The sequence below is a fragment of the Methanoculleus sp. 10 genome (genome assembly GCF_913757945.1).
Classification (GTDB): Archaea; Halobacteriota; Methanomicrobia; order Methanomicrobiales; family Methanoculleaceae; genus Methanoculleus.
This window is the reverse complement of record NZ_CAJYDP010000003.1, coordinates 81,312-96,017: the sequence shown is the minus strand read 5'-3', so window position 1 is coordinate 96,017 and position 14,706 is coordinate 81,312. Positions and strand designations below refer to the sequence as shown.

Here is a 14,706-nt window from a genome sequence, read left to right as displayed (position 1 = left end):
CCGCGCGGAAGAGGTCGAGCGTGACCTCGTGGGCGTGCTTGAGTTCCTTCTGGATCAACTCGAAACCAAGATGCGTATCGTCGGGAACGCCGTCCTCAAGGTGGCGCGTCCGCATCAGGATCTCGGGCTCGCTCCCGGGCACCAGCCACGTGACAAGCTGCCCGAACCGCCCGATGAAGAGGAGGAAGACTGTCGCCGTGATCAGGTTGGAGAGAAGGTGTGCGTTTGCCACCATCTGCGCCTCGGTCCCGCCGATCGTCATCACGAGTTCGGTAAACGGCACAATAAACGGGAGGATCAGGAACACTCCCCCGAGGTTGAGGGTGAAGTGGGCCACCGCTGCCCTCCGGGAGTGGAGGCTCATCCGGGAGGAGGCGATGAGGGTCGGCGTGGTCGAACCGATGTGTGCGCCGAGGATGAGCGGGATCGCCTGCGGGAGGGTGAGCAGCCCCTGCTGGGCGAGGACGACGGCAAGCCCGGTCGTGACAGCGCTCGACTGCACCATGGTCGTCACGAGAAACCCGATCAGGATGGCGAGCGGGAGCGCCGAGAACTGCGCGACGAGGCCGATGATCTCGGGGTTGTTCTGAAACGGTACGAGCGCCGTAGAGATGAGGTTTAAACTGAAGAAGACAAGACCAAAGTAGAAGAGGGGTTTCCCGAGGAACCGGTAGCGCCGCCCAAAGACCCCCACGAGAAAACCGACGGGGATCAGCACCTGCCCGAACGCCGTCATCTTGAAGGCGACGAGCTGGGCGGTGATGGTCGTCCCGACGCTTGCGCCGATGATGATCCCGAGGCTCTGGGTGAACGAGAGCGTCCCGGCATTGACGAGACTGACGGTGATGATCGTCGTCGCCGCGCTCGACTGGACGAGGGCGGTGACGACGGCGCCGAGAAGCGCGGCGAGGATCGGCCGCTCGGTCACCCTGCCGAGGATCCTCGCGAAACTGCCTTTCGCGACCGCGAGAATCTCCCGGGAAAAGTTCTCTATCCCATAGAAGAAGAGGATCAGGCCGGGTACGACGGCGAATACTATTTCCCAGGGGACCATTGATGTTCCAGGAATATAGGACCTCCGCTCTGAAATACCTCTCTAAATGCCTCCGGTGGGAGTTCCCCGGAACAGGCAGCGCACTCTTCCCCGGAGTGATGCCCTGCGGCAGCCGGTGTCTCCACACCCCGTGCTGCCTCACGCGGAGGCCCGCGAAGAACGATATGGCTGTAGGCCCCTCCCCTTCGCGGCCTTCGCGTCAACGCGAGAGGCCCTGTCCCTGCACCCTATCCCGGGCGACCTGTGGTATTCCGGACGTCCGGAGCAGGAGCACCGGAGGTGGGAAGCGCGAAGGTGGTGCGGGATATCAGCCGCAACACTCCAGGAGTCCGGCGGGGGATACGGGGCCACAGGTATATTCCTGTTGCACCCCTATCTCTCTTCGTGGCAACCTTCGACCCCTCGGTCCTCGGGGTCTTCGTCTTCGGCCTCGTCGCCGGCATCTGTCCGTGCAACAGTGTCCTGTGCCTTGGGCTGATAGGCTACCTGACGAGCCAGAAGACGGACCTCTCGCTCGCGAACATCCTCAAACTGACCGTGTCGTTCTCACTCGGGACCATCCTCGTCCTCCTGCCGCTCGGAGCGGTCGCGGGATACCTCGGGGAGTACCTCCTCTTCCTCAACGATACCATCGCGTGGGCCATCGGCGGGGTGCTGATGATCCTTATGGGGCTGCAGCTCCTGCACGTCTACAAACCGCCGATACGGAGCATCTTCAACTTCTTCCGGGCGCCCATCTCCTACTCCGTCACGGGGGCGTTCCTGCTCGGGCTCTCGTTCGGGGCGATCACCGTGGGGCGCGGGGCGCCGATGCTCCTCATCGTCCTGACCTATATCGCGCTCTACCAGACGGCCATCGAGGGGCTTTTCACGATCCTTGTCTATGCCGTGGGGCTCTCGATCCCTCTCATCGTGATCAGTTCGCTCGGGGGTGCGCTCGGGAAGAAGGTCAAGGAGAAGGCGAGGGTGAGCGGCGAGGTCTTCGACCGGATCGTCGGTGTCGCGATCATCGCGATCGGGGGTTATTTCTTGTATCTGGCGTTCCTGTGAGGGCCACCGGACTGCACCGCGAGGCGAGTGCGAGGAGCATGCAGCACGATGTATCCCGGTGTTCCCGGGTCCGTTTCGGAAATTTCAAGGCCGGCCGGCCCCATACAGGTTTGGACCACACGTGTTCCGCCGGCCCGGAGAACCCCGGATGATGAGACCAATCTTTGCCGTTATCGTGGGAATAACAATCGTCTATGCCGGCATGCACTTCTTCGTCTTACCGGAGGCCCCCGATGTTACCCGCATCGAGAATACTACACATCTCGAATCCCGGCATACCGTCCGGCCGCCCTGGACCTCTGGGAGATCGCCGTCGAGGGGACCGGTGTCGAGAACGAGTCGGCGGTGCTACGACGGCTGGAAGTCGATCTCGCCGGGGACGGCGCGGTCCGGGTGATATGGCTCTTCTTCTACGGGGTGGGGGACGGCGAGCAGCACGCCTACGAGGCAATGCTGGGGTTCTCATCCGATACAAACCATGGGGATGCATCTCACGACAATGCACGGAGAATTTATCGTCAAAGGAACTCTGAGGTTCAATTGCAATCTCCTGGTGATTCTATTTTGTCGCTGCTTTTCTCCTTGTGAGCGGATATTTGCCATTACCGCCATCCTCAATGGTTTCCTAACCTTGATCCCGCCATGGGGTGTGGACGAAAGGAGCCTCTGACTGACCCCACCCTCACGAACATCTTCTGTCTTGCTCTCCGGTCGGGGAAATGTGGAGGGAGGATACGAAGCGGGGAAGAATCGTCATCGAGAAAAGCGGTCGATGCCGCCCTCATCGTCGCGATCTTCCGGGTCTACCTCTATGGATCGATCGCGTCCCTTACCGAAGGCAGCGAGGTGGTCCTGACCATCTGTGACGACACCCTGACCGCCCGGTTCAGCACGTATCCAGTCTGATCGTGTGCTACTGCCAAGAGGATGCCGTCTGGAAGAATTCCATAACAGTAGGAGTGACCTACCCCTGGTATCAGACCCTTCTCTGCCGCATGGTTTTCCCTACTAACGGCATAGCATGAATCCCCGGCCGGTTGCGACACCATCTCGGGAGCAAAACAGTTCAGAACGCCTCGACGTGTAGATAAGTGTGACAGAAATCGTTTATAGAGGAACGTCGATTTCTCATACGTAGATACCGGCCTTCTGGGTTCACAGGACCCACCCGGCCGGGCAATGGTGAGGGGATGGACGAGCGACGTAACAATACCAAAAAAACCATACTGAACCTGCTGATAGCGCTCACCATCCTCGCCGTGGTGGTCTTCCTGCTCTTCCTTGCTGTAGGGTTCGTCGAGACGACCATGCCGAACAACTCCTACGAGATCAGGATCACCGGTCTCTCCGGTCTTGCCGTGAACGGCACCGCCATGGTCATGATCCCGGTTCCGGCAAACGCGAAGGGCGAGCTGGTGATGTTCGAGGCGTTCGGCGTTCGCCAGCCCGCCGGGTGGCGGGCGGCGGTCCGGGAGACGCAGTACGGGAAGATGATCGCGTTCACGACGACGGAAGGCTACGCGCAGGATATCTCCATACCGACCGGCGAGTTCGAGACGAAAGAAGAACCACGGCTGCTCATGCCGGTCCTCGCAACCCCGGACAACGCAAGCGTCGCTGAGTTTACCCGGTCTATGAGCGGAACCTACACCACCGTCATCTTTCTCGATGGCTTCGTCCCGTCGCCGGAGGATGCGGCCCCGGTCTCGTTTAACCTCAGGTACCAGGGAGGCGGAGGTATAAAGCACCTGATAAAAGAGAACGTCTGGACGACGACGGTGGATATGACCGTGCCAGGCACAGAGTCCGGGTTTATCCCGGTGCCGGCCGAATACTATGTTACTGCCGGGGGTATCTACTTCTGATGGACGTCCCCGGGTGGACCCTCCTCCGCCGGGCCGTGGGAGTCGCCCCCTCTGGACTATGTACTCTTCCGGTCCTGCGGATAACGTTGCAGGGTGAGTCTCAGGAAATGAACGGAAGATGGTCCCCTCAATAATCTCCTTTTTAGGCAAAGTCATCGGCGTCTCGCTTCTCGTGATCGCAATTGTTGCCATCGGCGGGAACATTCTCGTCCACTATCATCAGGCTCAGATGGTATCGGGGCATTACTCGGGACATTACTCATACGTCGTTTCCATTACCGGATTGTCCGATTACCAGGGAGATCCGGTGACGGAGATTGTTGTTCCCGTTCCTGCAATCGGGGGGTCACCGGTCTTTTCCGAAGAGGACCTCCAGCGGATGACCTCTGATAACTGTACTCCCCTGCCCATTACGACAGAGGATGAAGAGATGCTCGCACTGCGTTTGCCCGGTACAAATCTCACAGACATCTCTGCCGCTAAATTAGGGGGTTTCTCAAGAGATCTCTCGCTAGAGGAGATACGGGAGGGCGGGTTTGTGCCGGGATCCTCAAGGTTCTCTGAAGCGGGGAACACCTCGGATGACTCTCCATACATCATCATCCCGGATTCGCTCCACCCTATATCGGGCGATCCGGACCCTATCCTGGTCAGTATCAACTTCACCATATTCAGCAGCACAACCTCCGGCGAGCACAGGCCCGACTACCTCGTCTCGATTGTGGAGCAGATCCCGCCGGGGAAGACTGGAAAAATTCCTGTGGAGCCTGTAACATACCGCCGGAACAGCTGGGGTGAGCCTTTTGAGCCTATAACGCCTGGAGTATGATCAAGACCTGCAGGCTTTCCTTCCGGTCTTCCCGGCGTTTGCCCGGGGTGTGATATCCATAGCCACCCTGTGGCCGCCTGCCTCCGCCGACCCCGGCTTCGGCCATGCAGTTGTGGCGGTCCCGGGTGATGGGGCGGGTCCGGCGGGTTCGTGAAGGCCCTGTGGAAGGCGGGACCGGACAGAGACACCGGCATAGCCCCGTGAACGTTAACGATTCTCCGTGGCAGGCAAAGGTGCTCCTTTCCCCGGGGCGAACCTCCTCTGGGGTGAACCGTGCGGTCGCCGGAGTCCGCGATCGGGTATCCAGACCACAACCTTTATTGTTAGGTCGGCCCTAATTAATTAGGAATCAGCAATGGCGGCAAGGGTCGAGCATCTGGTCGAGGTATTTGATCGCCTGATCGCCATCAAAAATGTGTGTTCCGACGAGATCTTCTCCGAATGCGGACTTGCCGATATGACGGTGAAGCAGATCGCCTACTTAAAGGCCATCGACGGGCACGGCGACGTGACGTTCAGCAGGCTTGCCGAGATCACGAGGACCTCAAAACCCACCGTCACGGAGATGATCGATAGGTTCGTCCGGATGGAGTGCGCCTACCGGCAGAAGTCCCCCGACGACGGCAGGGTCGTGTACATCCGCCTGACCGAGAAGGGGCGGATGATAGCAAACGCCGAGCAGAACGCCCTGAACCGGATGATCGAGAGGATGGTACGGGCACTCGACGAGACCGAAGTGGATCTCCTCCTTGAGATCCTCAGGAAAGTCAGGTAATTTTTTTTGGCCGGCAACAAAGTTAGGTAAATTCGAACTAAATGATTGGAGTCACCATGCACTTATCACAACCAGATACCAGCGAGACTATCGTCATACCGCTCTTCGAGACCGTGGTCTACCCGGAGACCCGGACGAAGCTCCAGGTCGAGGCGGCCGTCGGGGAGGCGCTGATCGCCGCCATGAAGAGCGACGGGTCGGCATCCGCGGTCGGGCTGACCGTAAAGAGCGGCGCAGAGCCTTCGGAGGATCCAGCCGACGCATTCTGCGCGACCGGAACCCTTCTCTCTATCGCGCACGTACAGCCCGCGGACGATGGCTATCTTATCTTTGCGCATGCAACCCGTCGGGTGAAGGCCGTAACCCTCTTCGAGAACGACGGGCTGATCTATGCCATCCACGAACCGCTCCCGGATCTGCCGGACCTCGACGGGGAAGCCCGGGCGGAGATGCTCCGCGACATCAAGGCGGCCCTCCATGAGATCAGCGGCAACTTCCAGGGTTCCGAACAGTTCACCCGGCCCGTCGAGAGGATGGAGTCCGTCGACCAGGTTATGGCGTTCGTCATGCCCTTCATGCCGGTGGACCTCGCAACGAAGCAGTCGCTCCTCGAGACCGTCTCCGTGCGCGAGCGCTACACTGCGTTCCTCCGGCTCCTGGTGAACCTGAACGAGAGCATCAACCTCCGGATCGAGGTGGCCAAAAAGGCCTCTGAGAAGGTCGGGAAGGCGAACCGGGAAGCCATGCTCCGGGAGCAGCTCCGGGTGATCCAGGAGGAGCTCAACGGGGGCGAGGGCTCCTCCGGCGACGGTGGCTACCGGGAGCGGATCGAGCGTTCGACGATGCCCGACGAGGTGCGGAAGAAGGCATTCGCCGAGCTCAGGAAACTCGAGATGGGCGGGAGCCAGCACCACGAGAGCCAGGGGATCCGGAACTACTTAGACCTCCTCCTCGACCTTCCCTGGACGGTCGGGGAAAAGAAGAGCATCGATATCGAGGAGGCCCGCCGCATCCTCGAGAGCAACCACAACGGCCTCGAGAAGGTCAAGGAGCGGATCGTCCAGCACCTCGCGGTCATGAAACTCAAAGAGGAGAAGCAGGGCTCGATCCTCCTCTTCGCGGGCCCGCCCGGCACCGGGAAGACGAGCCTCGGCAAAAGCATCGCGGACGCCCTGGGCCGGAAGTACGTCCGGATCAGCCTCGGCGGCGTCAAGGACGAGGCGGAGATCCGGGGGCACCGGCGGACCTACGTCGGGTCGCTCCCCGGCCGGATCATCCAGGGGATGAAGCGGGCCGGGACGAAGAACCCGGTCTTCATCCTCGACGAGATCGACAAACTCGCCGTCTCATACTCAGGAGACCCGGCAAGCGCCCTCCTCGAGGTCCTCGATCCCGAACAGAACAGCACGTTCACGGATCACTACCTGGAGGTCCCCTACGACCTCTCCGACGTGCTCTTCATCGCGACCGCGAACACGCTCGCGACCATCCCGGCGCCGCTCCTCGACCGGATGGAGCTCGTCGAGATCTCGGGCTACACGAAGAACGAGAAGTTCGCGATCGCAAAAGACCACCTGCTGCCGGAGACGCTCGAGGAGCACGGCCTTGACGCGGATAAACTCCAGGTCGGGGACGACGCCCTCACGGTGATCATCGACCGCTACACCCGGGAGGCGGGCGTCCGGGCGCTCAAGAAGCAGCTCGCCCGGGTTGCCCGGTTCGTCTCCGCGAAGATCGTCTCGGGCACCGCTGATCTTCCGTACGTCGTGACGGTGGAGATGCTCCCGGAGATCCTCGGGCGGGAGACCGTCCGGCAGGACATGGCGCGGAAGGAGAACCCGCCCGGCGTCGTCACGGGTCTCGCCTGGACGCCGGTCGGGGGCGACATCCTCTTCATCGAGGGGACGTTCATGCCCGGCAAAGGGAGGCTCACGCTCACCGGTCAGCTCGGGGATGTGATGAAGGAGTCCGCGCAGATATCCCTCAGCCTGATCCGCTCGAGGCTCGCGGCCACGCTGACCCGGTTCGACTTCTTCGCAAGCGACATCCACATCCACGTGCCGTCGGGGGCGACCCCGAAGGACGGGCCTTCGGCGGGGGTGACCATCCTGACGGCCCTCGCCTCCCTCGTCACCGGCAAAGCGGTCGACCCGACGGTCGCGATGACCGGGGAGGTGACGCTCTCCGGCGCCGTGCTGCCGGTCGGGGGCATCAAGGAGAAGGTTCTCGCCGCACACCGGGCCGGGATCAGGAAGGTCATCCTCCCGCGGGAGAACGAGCGGGACCTTGAGGACGTGCCTGAAGATGTCCGGGACGAACTTGTGTTCGTGGCCGTGGACACCATGGAGGACGTTCTCCGGGAGGCGCTCGGGCTCGACCTCGCCGGGCCGGTCCTGCCGTATGCGGGGAAGAACCGGTGCGTGCCCGTGCACGACCTCTGACCGTCCTTTGAGTCCGGGCACACCCCTCTTTTATCATCGCTCCGTGCCCGCCTCCCCCCTTTTTGCTCACTACGTCCCGCTCAGGGAACCAATTGGCCCGAAGCGGTTCGACGTGTAGAGGATCGTGACAGAAATCATTTATAGAGGGACGTTGACTTCTTACCGTTAGCTGCCGGAACCCCCATCCCGGCGTATGCGGGATCGGTCTGGCCCGCGCCGGAATCGGAGAAGATTGCATGGAACCTGGTAAAAAGTGCCTGATTGCCGTAGGAGTTCTTGTGTTCATCGGCGTCGTTCTCCTCGTCGCGGCGGTCGTGCTCGTCTATAACCCCGAACCCCCCGCCCCCTCCCTCCGGCAGAACATCTACGGCCTCCCGCTCTCGGAGATGTGGGCGATCGTAGAGGGCCGAACTGGAGTTGAGAACTCGACGGCAATCCTTGGAGATTTCAGGCTCGTGACCGACGGGGGCGGGGCGGTCGATCGATTGAACTTCGAGTTCTATGGAGACGATAAAGGTCTCCGCCGCTGGTATCGGGTTGCGGCGAGTTCGACGGGGAGAGTGACCTGGGAAGCCCTGGAGGTCGACAGAGCGCCTCTCGGAGAGCATCCGCTCACCCTTTTCGCTGAGATCGAACGGATTCCCTACCGGGAGCTGGCCGGTGAGAGCGGGGGATTGATCGTCGACGTCGATTCGCAGTGGGGAGGCCTGGCGTACGATGCCGGCTATGGAGACCTCTACGCCCTGCACCGGGGCGAGATCATCCCCTTAAAGAGCGTTGTGTTCAACACGACAGAACCCTGGTATAGTATCGACGTCCTGCACGCGGCAAAGGGTGGTTCCGCCGATGCCCCGGGAGGGTCCGCTCCCGTACTGGTGGGTACCTACTGCTGCACGATCTTTACGCTCCGCGACCTCGTCAAGGCTGAGAGGGTGTACTACCCGGACGGGAGACCTTTCTGGCCGCCGCCGGGTCCACCCCCGGCAGGTACCGGTGGGTTCCCCGGACAGGGGGTCGACTCTTGATGCGTGACGGACAGACCGCTCCGGGGACGAGGTGGTCGTATGGGACCTGACATCGACAGACGTCTGGCTGTTGTCGGGATCTTCGCGTTCATCGGCGTCGTCATCCTCGTCGCGACGGTTATGCTCACGTATACCGCCCTCGTTGCCCTGATCACGGGAATCGACGGTCTTCCGCAGGAGTTGACTGTGGAAGTAGTCGGGGAAGAAGATCTGCAGAACACATCCGTCGTCCACCTGACCGACCGGGACTTGAAGCAGCACCCGGTGCTTGCCTCCGCGATCCGGGAGGCCAACAGCAACCCCAACATGCCGAAATACGCGTCGGTCCCGATGACGGGGGTCGAATGCCTCGTGCTCACCGAGTCCTGTGGTGTGTATACAAAGGGCGCGCCATACCTCGAGTACGACGGAGTGTACTACGTCACCCGCGTTCTACTCCACTAAGATCGGGTCAAAACAGGTGCAACAGGAATGGAAGAAGATAGGAAACCGGAACCCGGCAACCAATTCAAAACGGTGGGGCTTATTCTCGCCTGCGTTCTTGCCGGCATCGTCGCCGTCGCGCTCGGCCTCATGCTCGCCGATGCCCTCATACTCTACGCCTACGAGAGTTCGGGCGGGCAGCCGATGCTCTACGTCATGGAGAGGGTGGAGCCGGGAGAGAACGTGGTCGTCCCCCTGACCGAGCGGGACTTTGTCGACCACCCGGCGCTCGATGTGGTCATCCGTGGCGGGGAACGGAACCCTTCTGCGTGGGAGTGGGGCGCCGGCGACCGACGCTTCATCGGGGGTGTCCGGGTCTCGTATGCGGAGAGCAGGGCGCTCCAGGATGCCTACGGCCCCGACCGGGAGACATGGGTGTACCCGCACCTGGAGTACGAAGGGGCGTACTACGTGGTTGTGACGACGTGACCGTGATATGAGGGGTTCCTCTTTCAGGATCAGGGCCTGTCCGACAGGCCCGACGTGTAGACGCGCGTCACAGAGATCGTTTATAGAAGGGCGTCGACCTCTCCCGTATGGGTACCGGTATCCCGGAGCGCAGATTCACCCATGCAGTCTGCACAGGACCGGGAGAACACCCCGAAAAGAGGGCAGATGGATGAAAACTCAGCCGTTCATGAGGAGAATCGATGACTCCGTCTCACCCTGAAAAGAGCACCCGGCTGAAGCGATACCTCATCGCGGTCGTGGTCGCCGGGGTCCTCCTGCTCGGTTGCTACGTCGTTGTCGCCTCCTACATCGCCGCGACCATCCCGCCCGACGAACTCCTGCTCTATGAAGTCACGGAGGAGACGGCCCGGGAGGGTATCGTCATCCGCCTCGATGAGGAGACGTTCAGGGAGCTGCCGGTTCTGGATGCGCTCCTCCGGGGTGAGGGGCATAACGCTGAGGGAGGGCCGTATATGTCCGGGGATATTCGACTGGTAGGGAGCGTGGAGTACCCGGAGAAGATCCACCAGGAGACGATCGACACCTACATCTTCGATAGCGAGACCGGCAAGCGGAAGTACTTCGAGTACGAGGGCCGGTACTACCGGGTCGGGACGGTTTACCGGGACTGATGTGGCCGGAGGGGATTGAGGCCGGCTCTTCTGCGTGGGTCCACCCGTTCCCGGTTGATGCATCCCGCGTATCCGGAGGCAAAGGGGCTCCGTGCATCCGGGGGATACCTACGCCGTGATAAAACCTGAGGAAAGCAAATGAGTGAAAAAATCGAAATACTGGCGTCCTTCCTGCTCCTAGCAATGCTGCTCGCGATCGTCCCGGCAGCAGGGGCGGGCGGAGGGATCGACCTCGACCGGTACGTCGTCCCCGACCTGAAGGTGAACGAGTCGATCGAGACGATCGCCGTCTCCGGGGTGTTGACCCTTCAGCCGGAATGGGACGGGAGCGGGACCACCGGGATACCGTTCGGTTCGATCATCGTCCATACGGCAGACGGGAGGACGCTGGTCTTCGATAAGGACGGCAACCACCTGCTCTCCATCAGCGACGACCTCTCCGCAAAAGTCCCCACCCCCGGCGGCGTCGAGAAACCCTGCACCCGGTTGCACCAGCTCCCGAACAACTCCCGGGTCTATCATCGCGACAACGGGACGTTCGTCCTCGACACCGCCGGGGACCTCATCCTTACCGTCATCGACGAGAGTCCGGCGTCCGTCGAGGACCCGATCACCATCAACATCACCTCCCCGGGTGAGGGTGCCGACTGCTGGATCGACGTCGTTCCGCCCCATATCATCGTCGCCGGGGAGGTCCACGCCCCTCTGGGCGTGCGGAGCGTGAATATCCTGAGCGGAGCAGAGGAGATCTGGTGCGGGAACGGGGCAACGTTCTCCTGCTCCGTGCCGGTCTTTCCCGGAGAGAACACGATCACCGTCACGGCAACGGACAACCGCAGGCACCGGGCCGAGAAGACCGTGAACGTGACGGTCCGTATCGGCATCCCGCCGCCGCCGGCGATCGCCGTCTCGGGCAGGGTGACGGATGCCGGCGGCAGCCCGGTTCCGGGTGCGCTGGTGCGGTTCGAGTCAGTGTTTAGGCTCGACGACGAACCTCTCTCGGTGACGGCCGTGACGGGGGAGAACGGCGGCTACCTGGTAGAAGATGCACCCGGGTACCGGCAGACCGTCACGATCGAGAAGGAGGGTTATTCATCCCTCCGGCGCGAGGTTGTCTTCGAGAACCTGACGAACGAACTCGACCTGGAACTGGAACCGCTGCCACGGACGGTCCCGGGGTTCGGTCCCGCAGTCGGGGTTCTCTCGCTCATGGGAGCGTTGCTGATCCTCCCCGGCCGGAAGAGGCAGTGAGATGATGCATGAAGGCCCGGCAATCCCGGCGCGATACCATACCCTGATGGTGATAGCGTGAAACAGACCTCCCTTCTCTTGTTTACCGTGATCCTTCTGGTGTTCGGGGTCGGTTGCACCGATTCCGTGGAGGTTAACGCATCGGAGAACACCACGCCCGCCCCGCCCCTCTACTACGGGCAGGGAAATACCTCGATCGCCCTCAACCTCCCGGAGATCACCGTGCATGACCCCGGAAATTTCACCGGCAACGTCACGGCGGTGCTCGAAACCCTTCTAGCCGACCGACGGGCCGGGATTCTGCTTGAGAACGGGTGGAACGTCACCTCGGTTCGGATGGCCTCCGAAGAGGACGGCCCGCACCGGACGTATGCCGAAGTAGAGTTCCGGAACGATGGACTGTCGTTCTTCATCGGGGTCGACGAAACGGCACGCCGGACGCTCGACGGGCGTTGCGGGGCTGAGTGGTGGCTCTCGACGCCCGTATCGGGACCTATGCCCGAGGGCTATCACCAGGCGACGGATATGCTTACGAATACCAACCATGTGTTCGACGAGCGGAACAAGCGGGTGGCCATGATCTACAACGATACGACGATCTTCTATCTCTATCCGTCGTACGCGATCATCGACATGGAGGGAATACTTAACTGATCTCATCCAGGCTCGTTTTCCGGTGGTCCTGGAGCGGCAGGTATTCGCGGACCACCGGGAGATCTGACTCCTTCAATCCCGGCAGCGGGGCGGCCCTCCTCTCCGCGCCTGGTCCCGGCCTCCCCTAAACCCTCTTTGCGAGCGTCTCGATCGCTTCAATAAGCGTCCGCTGCTGCGGCTTGATGATCGCCACCGGGCAGTCGACGATCTTCTCCACGATCGGCGCAAGGATCGGCGCGCAGATGATCCCGAGCGCCCCCTCCTTGTCCGCCCGCGCCGCGGCGACGATGCACTCTTCGAGGGAGTCCGCTGAGTAGCCCCGGATCCGGTACTTCCGCTCACCGATCGTGAGATCGCGGTTGTCGAGGTCGTCGAGCAGGAACCGCGCCGCGATCACCGCGATGAAACTCTTCTCCCGGGGTTCGAGGACGCTGACGATCCGCCGGACGGTGGAGAGGCGCGGGTCGGCCTTTCCCGACGTGAGTTTGTAGAGCGTGGCGGGCGGGATCCCCGCCCGGTCCGCGAGGTCCCGGACGCTCATGTCCTGCCGGGCGAGTTCGTCCTGAAGCGCCCGGGCAAAGTCGGTCTCGAAGATCCTTCTCGAAAGCATTACTCTACTATAGTATCATATTAAAGATAAGATTTTCCTATTATGGTTAGATATTCCCAGGCATAAGGCAAATCTTATCATGACCTGCGACGACTTCCCTTTATGAACCCCCAACCCATCCGGGAGATCACGATCCTCCCCGGCCGGAGCCGGAGCGGCGAGCCGGAGCGGTTCGAGGCGATCGTCATCCGCCCGGGCGACACAATATCCATCGTCGGCCCCACCGGCTCGGGGAAGAGCGCCTTCATCAACGACATCGAGATCTTCGCCCAGAACGACACCGCGACAGGGCGCACAGTCCTCGTCAACGGTGCCCGCCCGCCCGAGGAGTTCGTCCGCGACCCGGCGCACAAACCCGTCGCCCTGATTACCCAGAACACCAGGTGCCTCGCCGACCTCACGGTCGCGGAGTTTCTCGCGATGCACGTCCGTTCCCGGAAGATCGATGACGAGGGCATCGTCGGCCGGACGATCGACCTCGCAAACGAGTTCACGGGTGAGGCGATCCGACCGGACGCCCGGATGACCGCGCTCTCCGGCGGGCAGACCCGGTCGCTCCTCGTGGCCGACGCGGTCCTCGTCGCGGCGGCGCCGGTCCTCCTCCTTGACGAGGTAGAGAACGCCGGGATCTTCAAGGAGCGGGTGATCGAGGTCCTCCGGGCCGGGGGGAAGGCGGTCATCTTCGTCACGCACGATCCCCTGGTCTCCCTCCTCTCGGCCCGGCGGATCGTCATGCGGGACGGGGCGGTCGAGCGGGTCATCGAGCCGGACGGCCGGGAGAGCGCCGCCCTCCGGGAGGCCCGCCGCCTCGACGGCATCCTCTGCCGGATGCGGGAGGAGATCCGGGCCGGCAACCTGATCACGGAACCGGTCGGGGCATGAGGCTCGCCGTCGTCGCGGGGCCGCCGTCTGCCGGGAAGACCGCCGTCGTGCGGCAGATCATCCGCTCCCTCCTGGGAGGGCACCGGATCGCCTACCTCAAGATCGACGTCGTCCGGGCGTTCGAGGACGAGGAACTCGCAACCGAGTTCGGCATCCCGACACGGAAGGTCTACTCCGGCGACCTCTGCCCGGACCACGCCGGGGTGATGGTGATGCGCGATGCCATCGCCTGGGCCGAGGGGGAGGGCGCCGACCTTCTCCTGGTCGAGAGCGCCGGACTCTGCCTCCGCTGCTCCCCCTACACGACGCAGGGGCTCGGGATCGTCGTCCTCTCCGCGATCTCGGGCACGAACACGCCCCTGAAGATGTCTGCGATGCTCGCCCTCGCCGACATCGCGGTCGTGACCAGGATCGACCTCGTCTCCCAGGCCGAGAAGGAGGTCTTCCGGGAGCGGATCAGGGAGGTGAACCCGGGCCTCGATATCGTCGAGACGAACGCCGTCCAGGGGACCGGGATGCGCTACCTCCTCCGGGCGATCGAGGAATGCCCAGCGATAACCGATCCGGACGCCATCGTGCTCCGGGGTGCGCCGCCGCTCGGGGTCTGCACCGTCTGCATCGGGAAGACCGAGATCGGGTGGCAGCACCACTTCGGGGTCGTCCGGAGACTCGAGGGCGCCGACTACCTCTACCGGGGGGACTGAC

15 protein-coding genes and 1 pseudogene are annotated in these 14,706 nt (G+C 62.3%); 14 read left to right on the top strand and 2 right to left on the bottom strand.

The window, feature by feature from the left end; all coding sequences use genetic code 11:
- Positions 1-163 precede the first annotated feature (163 nt).
- A pseudogene (locus QZ408_RS03940) lies at positions 164-1,054 on the bottom strand (Na/Pi symporter); the annotation flags it as partial.
- A gap of 384 nt (positions 1,055-1,438) precedes the next feature.
- Between QZ408_RS03940 and QZ408_RS03935 the strand changes: the two are divergent.
- The 12 genes from QZ408_RS03935 to QZ408_RS03880 all read left to right on the top strand — a co-directional run bounded on the left by QZ408_RS03935 (position 1,439) and on the right by QZ408_RS03880 (position 12,509).
- Positions 1,439-2,104, top strand: a complete 666-nt coding sequence (locus QZ408_RS03935; protein ID WP_292489896.1) for a cytochrome c biogenesis protein CcdA — start codon at positions 1,439-1,441, stop codon at positions 2,102-2,104.
- 642 nt (positions 2,105-2,746) lie between these two features.
- A complete protein-coding gene (locus tag QZ408_RS03930) occupies positions 2,747-3,010 on the top strand; it encodes a hypothetical protein (protein WP_292489895.1) in 264 nt (87 codons plus the stop codon).
- Positions 3,011-3,294: 284 nt separating this feature from the next.
- Positions 3,295-3,969, top strand: a complete 675-nt coding sequence (locus QZ408_RS03925; RefSeq protein WP_292489894.1) for a hypothetical protein — start codon at positions 3,295-3,297, stop codon at positions 3,967-3,969.
- 118 nt (positions 3,970-4,087) lie between these two features.
- Complete coding sequence (locus tag QZ408_RS03920) at positions 4,088-4,798, top strand: hypothetical protein (protein WP_292489893.1); 711 nt, start codon at positions 4,088-4,090, stop codon at positions 4,796-4,798.
- Between the two features lie 355 nt (positions 4,799-5,153).
- On the top strand, positions 5,154-5,573 hold the full coding sequence (locus QZ408_RS03915) for a MarR family winged helix-turn-helix transcriptional regulator (protein WP_292489892.1): 420 nt from the start codon (positions 5,154-5,156) through the stop codon (positions 5,571-5,573).
- A gap of 56 nt (positions 5,574-5,629) precedes the next feature.
- Positions 5,630-8,014, top strand: a complete 2,385-nt coding sequence (lon, locus tag QZ408_RS03910; protein WP_292490155.1) for an endopeptidase La — start codon at positions 5,630-5,632, stop codon at positions 8,012-8,014.
- A gap of 236 nt (positions 8,015-8,250) precedes the next feature.
- On the top strand, positions 8,251-9,039 hold the full coding sequence (locus QZ408_RS03905; protein ID WP_292489891.1) for a hypothetical protein: 789 nt from the start codon (positions 8,251-8,253) through the stop codon (positions 9,037-9,039).
- A 39-nt stretch (positions 9,040-9,078) separates the two neighbouring features.
- A complete protein-coding gene (locus QZ408_RS03900; protein WP_292489890.1) occupies positions 9,079-9,483 on the top strand; it encodes a hypothetical protein in 405 nt (134 codons plus the stop codon).
- Positions 9,484-9,510: 27 nt separating this feature from the next.
- The gene (locus QZ408_RS03895; protein WP_292489889.1) at positions 9,511-9,951 is read left to right on the top strand and encodes a hypothetical protein; all 441 of its coding nucleotides are present in this window, start codon (positions 9,511-9,513) and stop codon (positions 9,949-9,951) included.
- Positions 9,952-10,172: 221 nt separating this feature from the next.
- Entirely contained in the window at positions 10,173-10,604 is a 432-nt protein-coding gene (locus tag QZ408_RS03890) for a hypothetical protein (RefSeq protein ID WP_292489888.1), read from the top strand.
- 138 nt (positions 10,605-10,742) lie between these two features.
- The gene (locus QZ408_RS03885; protein WP_292489887.1) at positions 10,743-11,855 is read left to right on the top strand and encodes a carboxypeptidase-like regulatory domain-containing protein; all 1,113 of its coding nucleotides are present in this window, start codon (positions 10,743-10,745) and stop codon (positions 11,853-11,855) included.
- A gap of 87 nt (positions 11,856-11,942) precedes the next feature.
- Positions 11,943-12,509 (top strand): hypothetical protein, encoded by a 567-nt coding sequence (locus tag QZ408_RS03880; RefSeq protein WP_292489886.1) that lies wholly within the window; start codon positions 11,943-11,945, stop codon positions 12,507-12,509.
- 124 nt (positions 12,510-12,633) lie between these two features.
- On the opposite strand, the gene QZ408_RS03875 is transcribed toward QZ408_RS03880, so the two are convergent.
- Entirely contained in the window at positions 12,634-13,119 is a 486-nt protein-coding gene (locus tag QZ408_RS03875; RefSeq protein WP_292489885.1) for a helix-turn-helix domain-containing protein, read from the bottom strand.
- A 102-nt stretch (positions 13,120-13,221) separates the two neighbouring features.
- Here QZ408_RS03875 and QZ408_RS03870 point away from each other — a divergent pair, with 102 nt between their 5' ends.
- Together QZ408_RS03870 and QZ408_RS03865 are read left to right on the top strand one after the other, a co-directional pair.
- Positions 13,222-14,001, top strand: a complete 780-nt coding sequence (locus tag QZ408_RS03870; RefSeq protein ID WP_292489884.1) for an ATP-binding cassette domain-containing protein — start codon at positions 13,222-13,224, stop codon at positions 13,999-14,001.
- Positions 13,998-14,705, top strand: coding sequence for a GTP-binding protein (locus tag QZ408_RS03865; RefSeq protein WP_292489883.1), 708 nt, complete (start codon positions 13,998-14,000; stop codon positions 14,703-14,705). Before QZ408_RS03870 ends, QZ408_RS03865 begins: the two co-directional genes overlap by 4 nt.
- Position 14,706: the final 1 nt, after the last annotated feature.

Coding starts and splice junctions, on each gene's coding strand:
- QZ408_RS03915 (WP_292489892.1), top strand. CDS start 5,154: ATGGCGGCAAGGGTCGAGCATCTGGTCGAGGTATTTGATCGCCTGATC.
- QZ408_RS03885 (WP_292489887.1), top strand. CDS start 10,743: ATGAGTGAAAAAATCGAAATACTGGCGTCCTTCCTGCTCCTAGCAATG.
- QZ408_RS03905 (WP_292489891.1), top strand. CDS start 8,251: ATGGAACCTGGTAAAAAGTGCCTGATTGCCGTAGGAGTTCTTGTGTTC.
- QZ408_RS03900 (WP_292489890.1), top strand. CDS start 9,079: ATGGGACCTGACATCGACAGACGTCTGGCTGTTGTCGGGATCTTCGCG.
- QZ408_RS03890 (WP_292489888.1), top strand. CDS start 10,173: ATGACTCCGTCTCACCCTGAAAAGAGCACCCGGCTGAAGCGATACCTC.
- lon (WP_292490155.1), top strand. CDS start 5,630: ATGCACTTATCACAACCAGATACCAGCGAGACTATCGTCATACCGCTC.
- QZ408_RS03875 (WP_292489885.1), bottom strand. CDS start 13,119: ATGCTTTCGAGAAGGATCTTCGAGACCGACTTTGCCCGGGCGCTTCAG.
- QZ408_RS03865 (WP_292489883.1), top strand. CDS start 13,998: ATGAGGCTCGCCGTCGTCGCGGGGCCGCCGTCTGCCGGGAAGACCGCC.
- QZ408_RS03925 (WP_292489894.1), top strand. CDS start 3,295: ATGGACGAGCGACGTAACAATACCAAAAAAACCATACTGAACCTGCTG.
- QZ408_RS03930 (WP_292489895.1), top strand. CDS start 2,747: ATGGGGTGTGGACGAAAGGAGCCTCTGACTGACCCCACCCTCACGAAC.
- QZ408_RS03870 (WP_292489884.1), top strand. CDS start 13,222: ATGAACCCCCAACCCATCCGGGAGATCACGATCCTCCCCGGCCGGAGC.
- QZ408_RS03895 (WP_292489889.1), top strand. CDS start 9,511: ATGGAAGAAGATAGGAAACCGGAACCCGGCAACCAATTCAAAACGGTG.
- QZ408_RS03920 (WP_292489893.1), top strand. CDS start 4,088: ATGGTCCCCTCAATAATCTCCTTTTTAGGCAAAGTCATCGGCGTCTCG.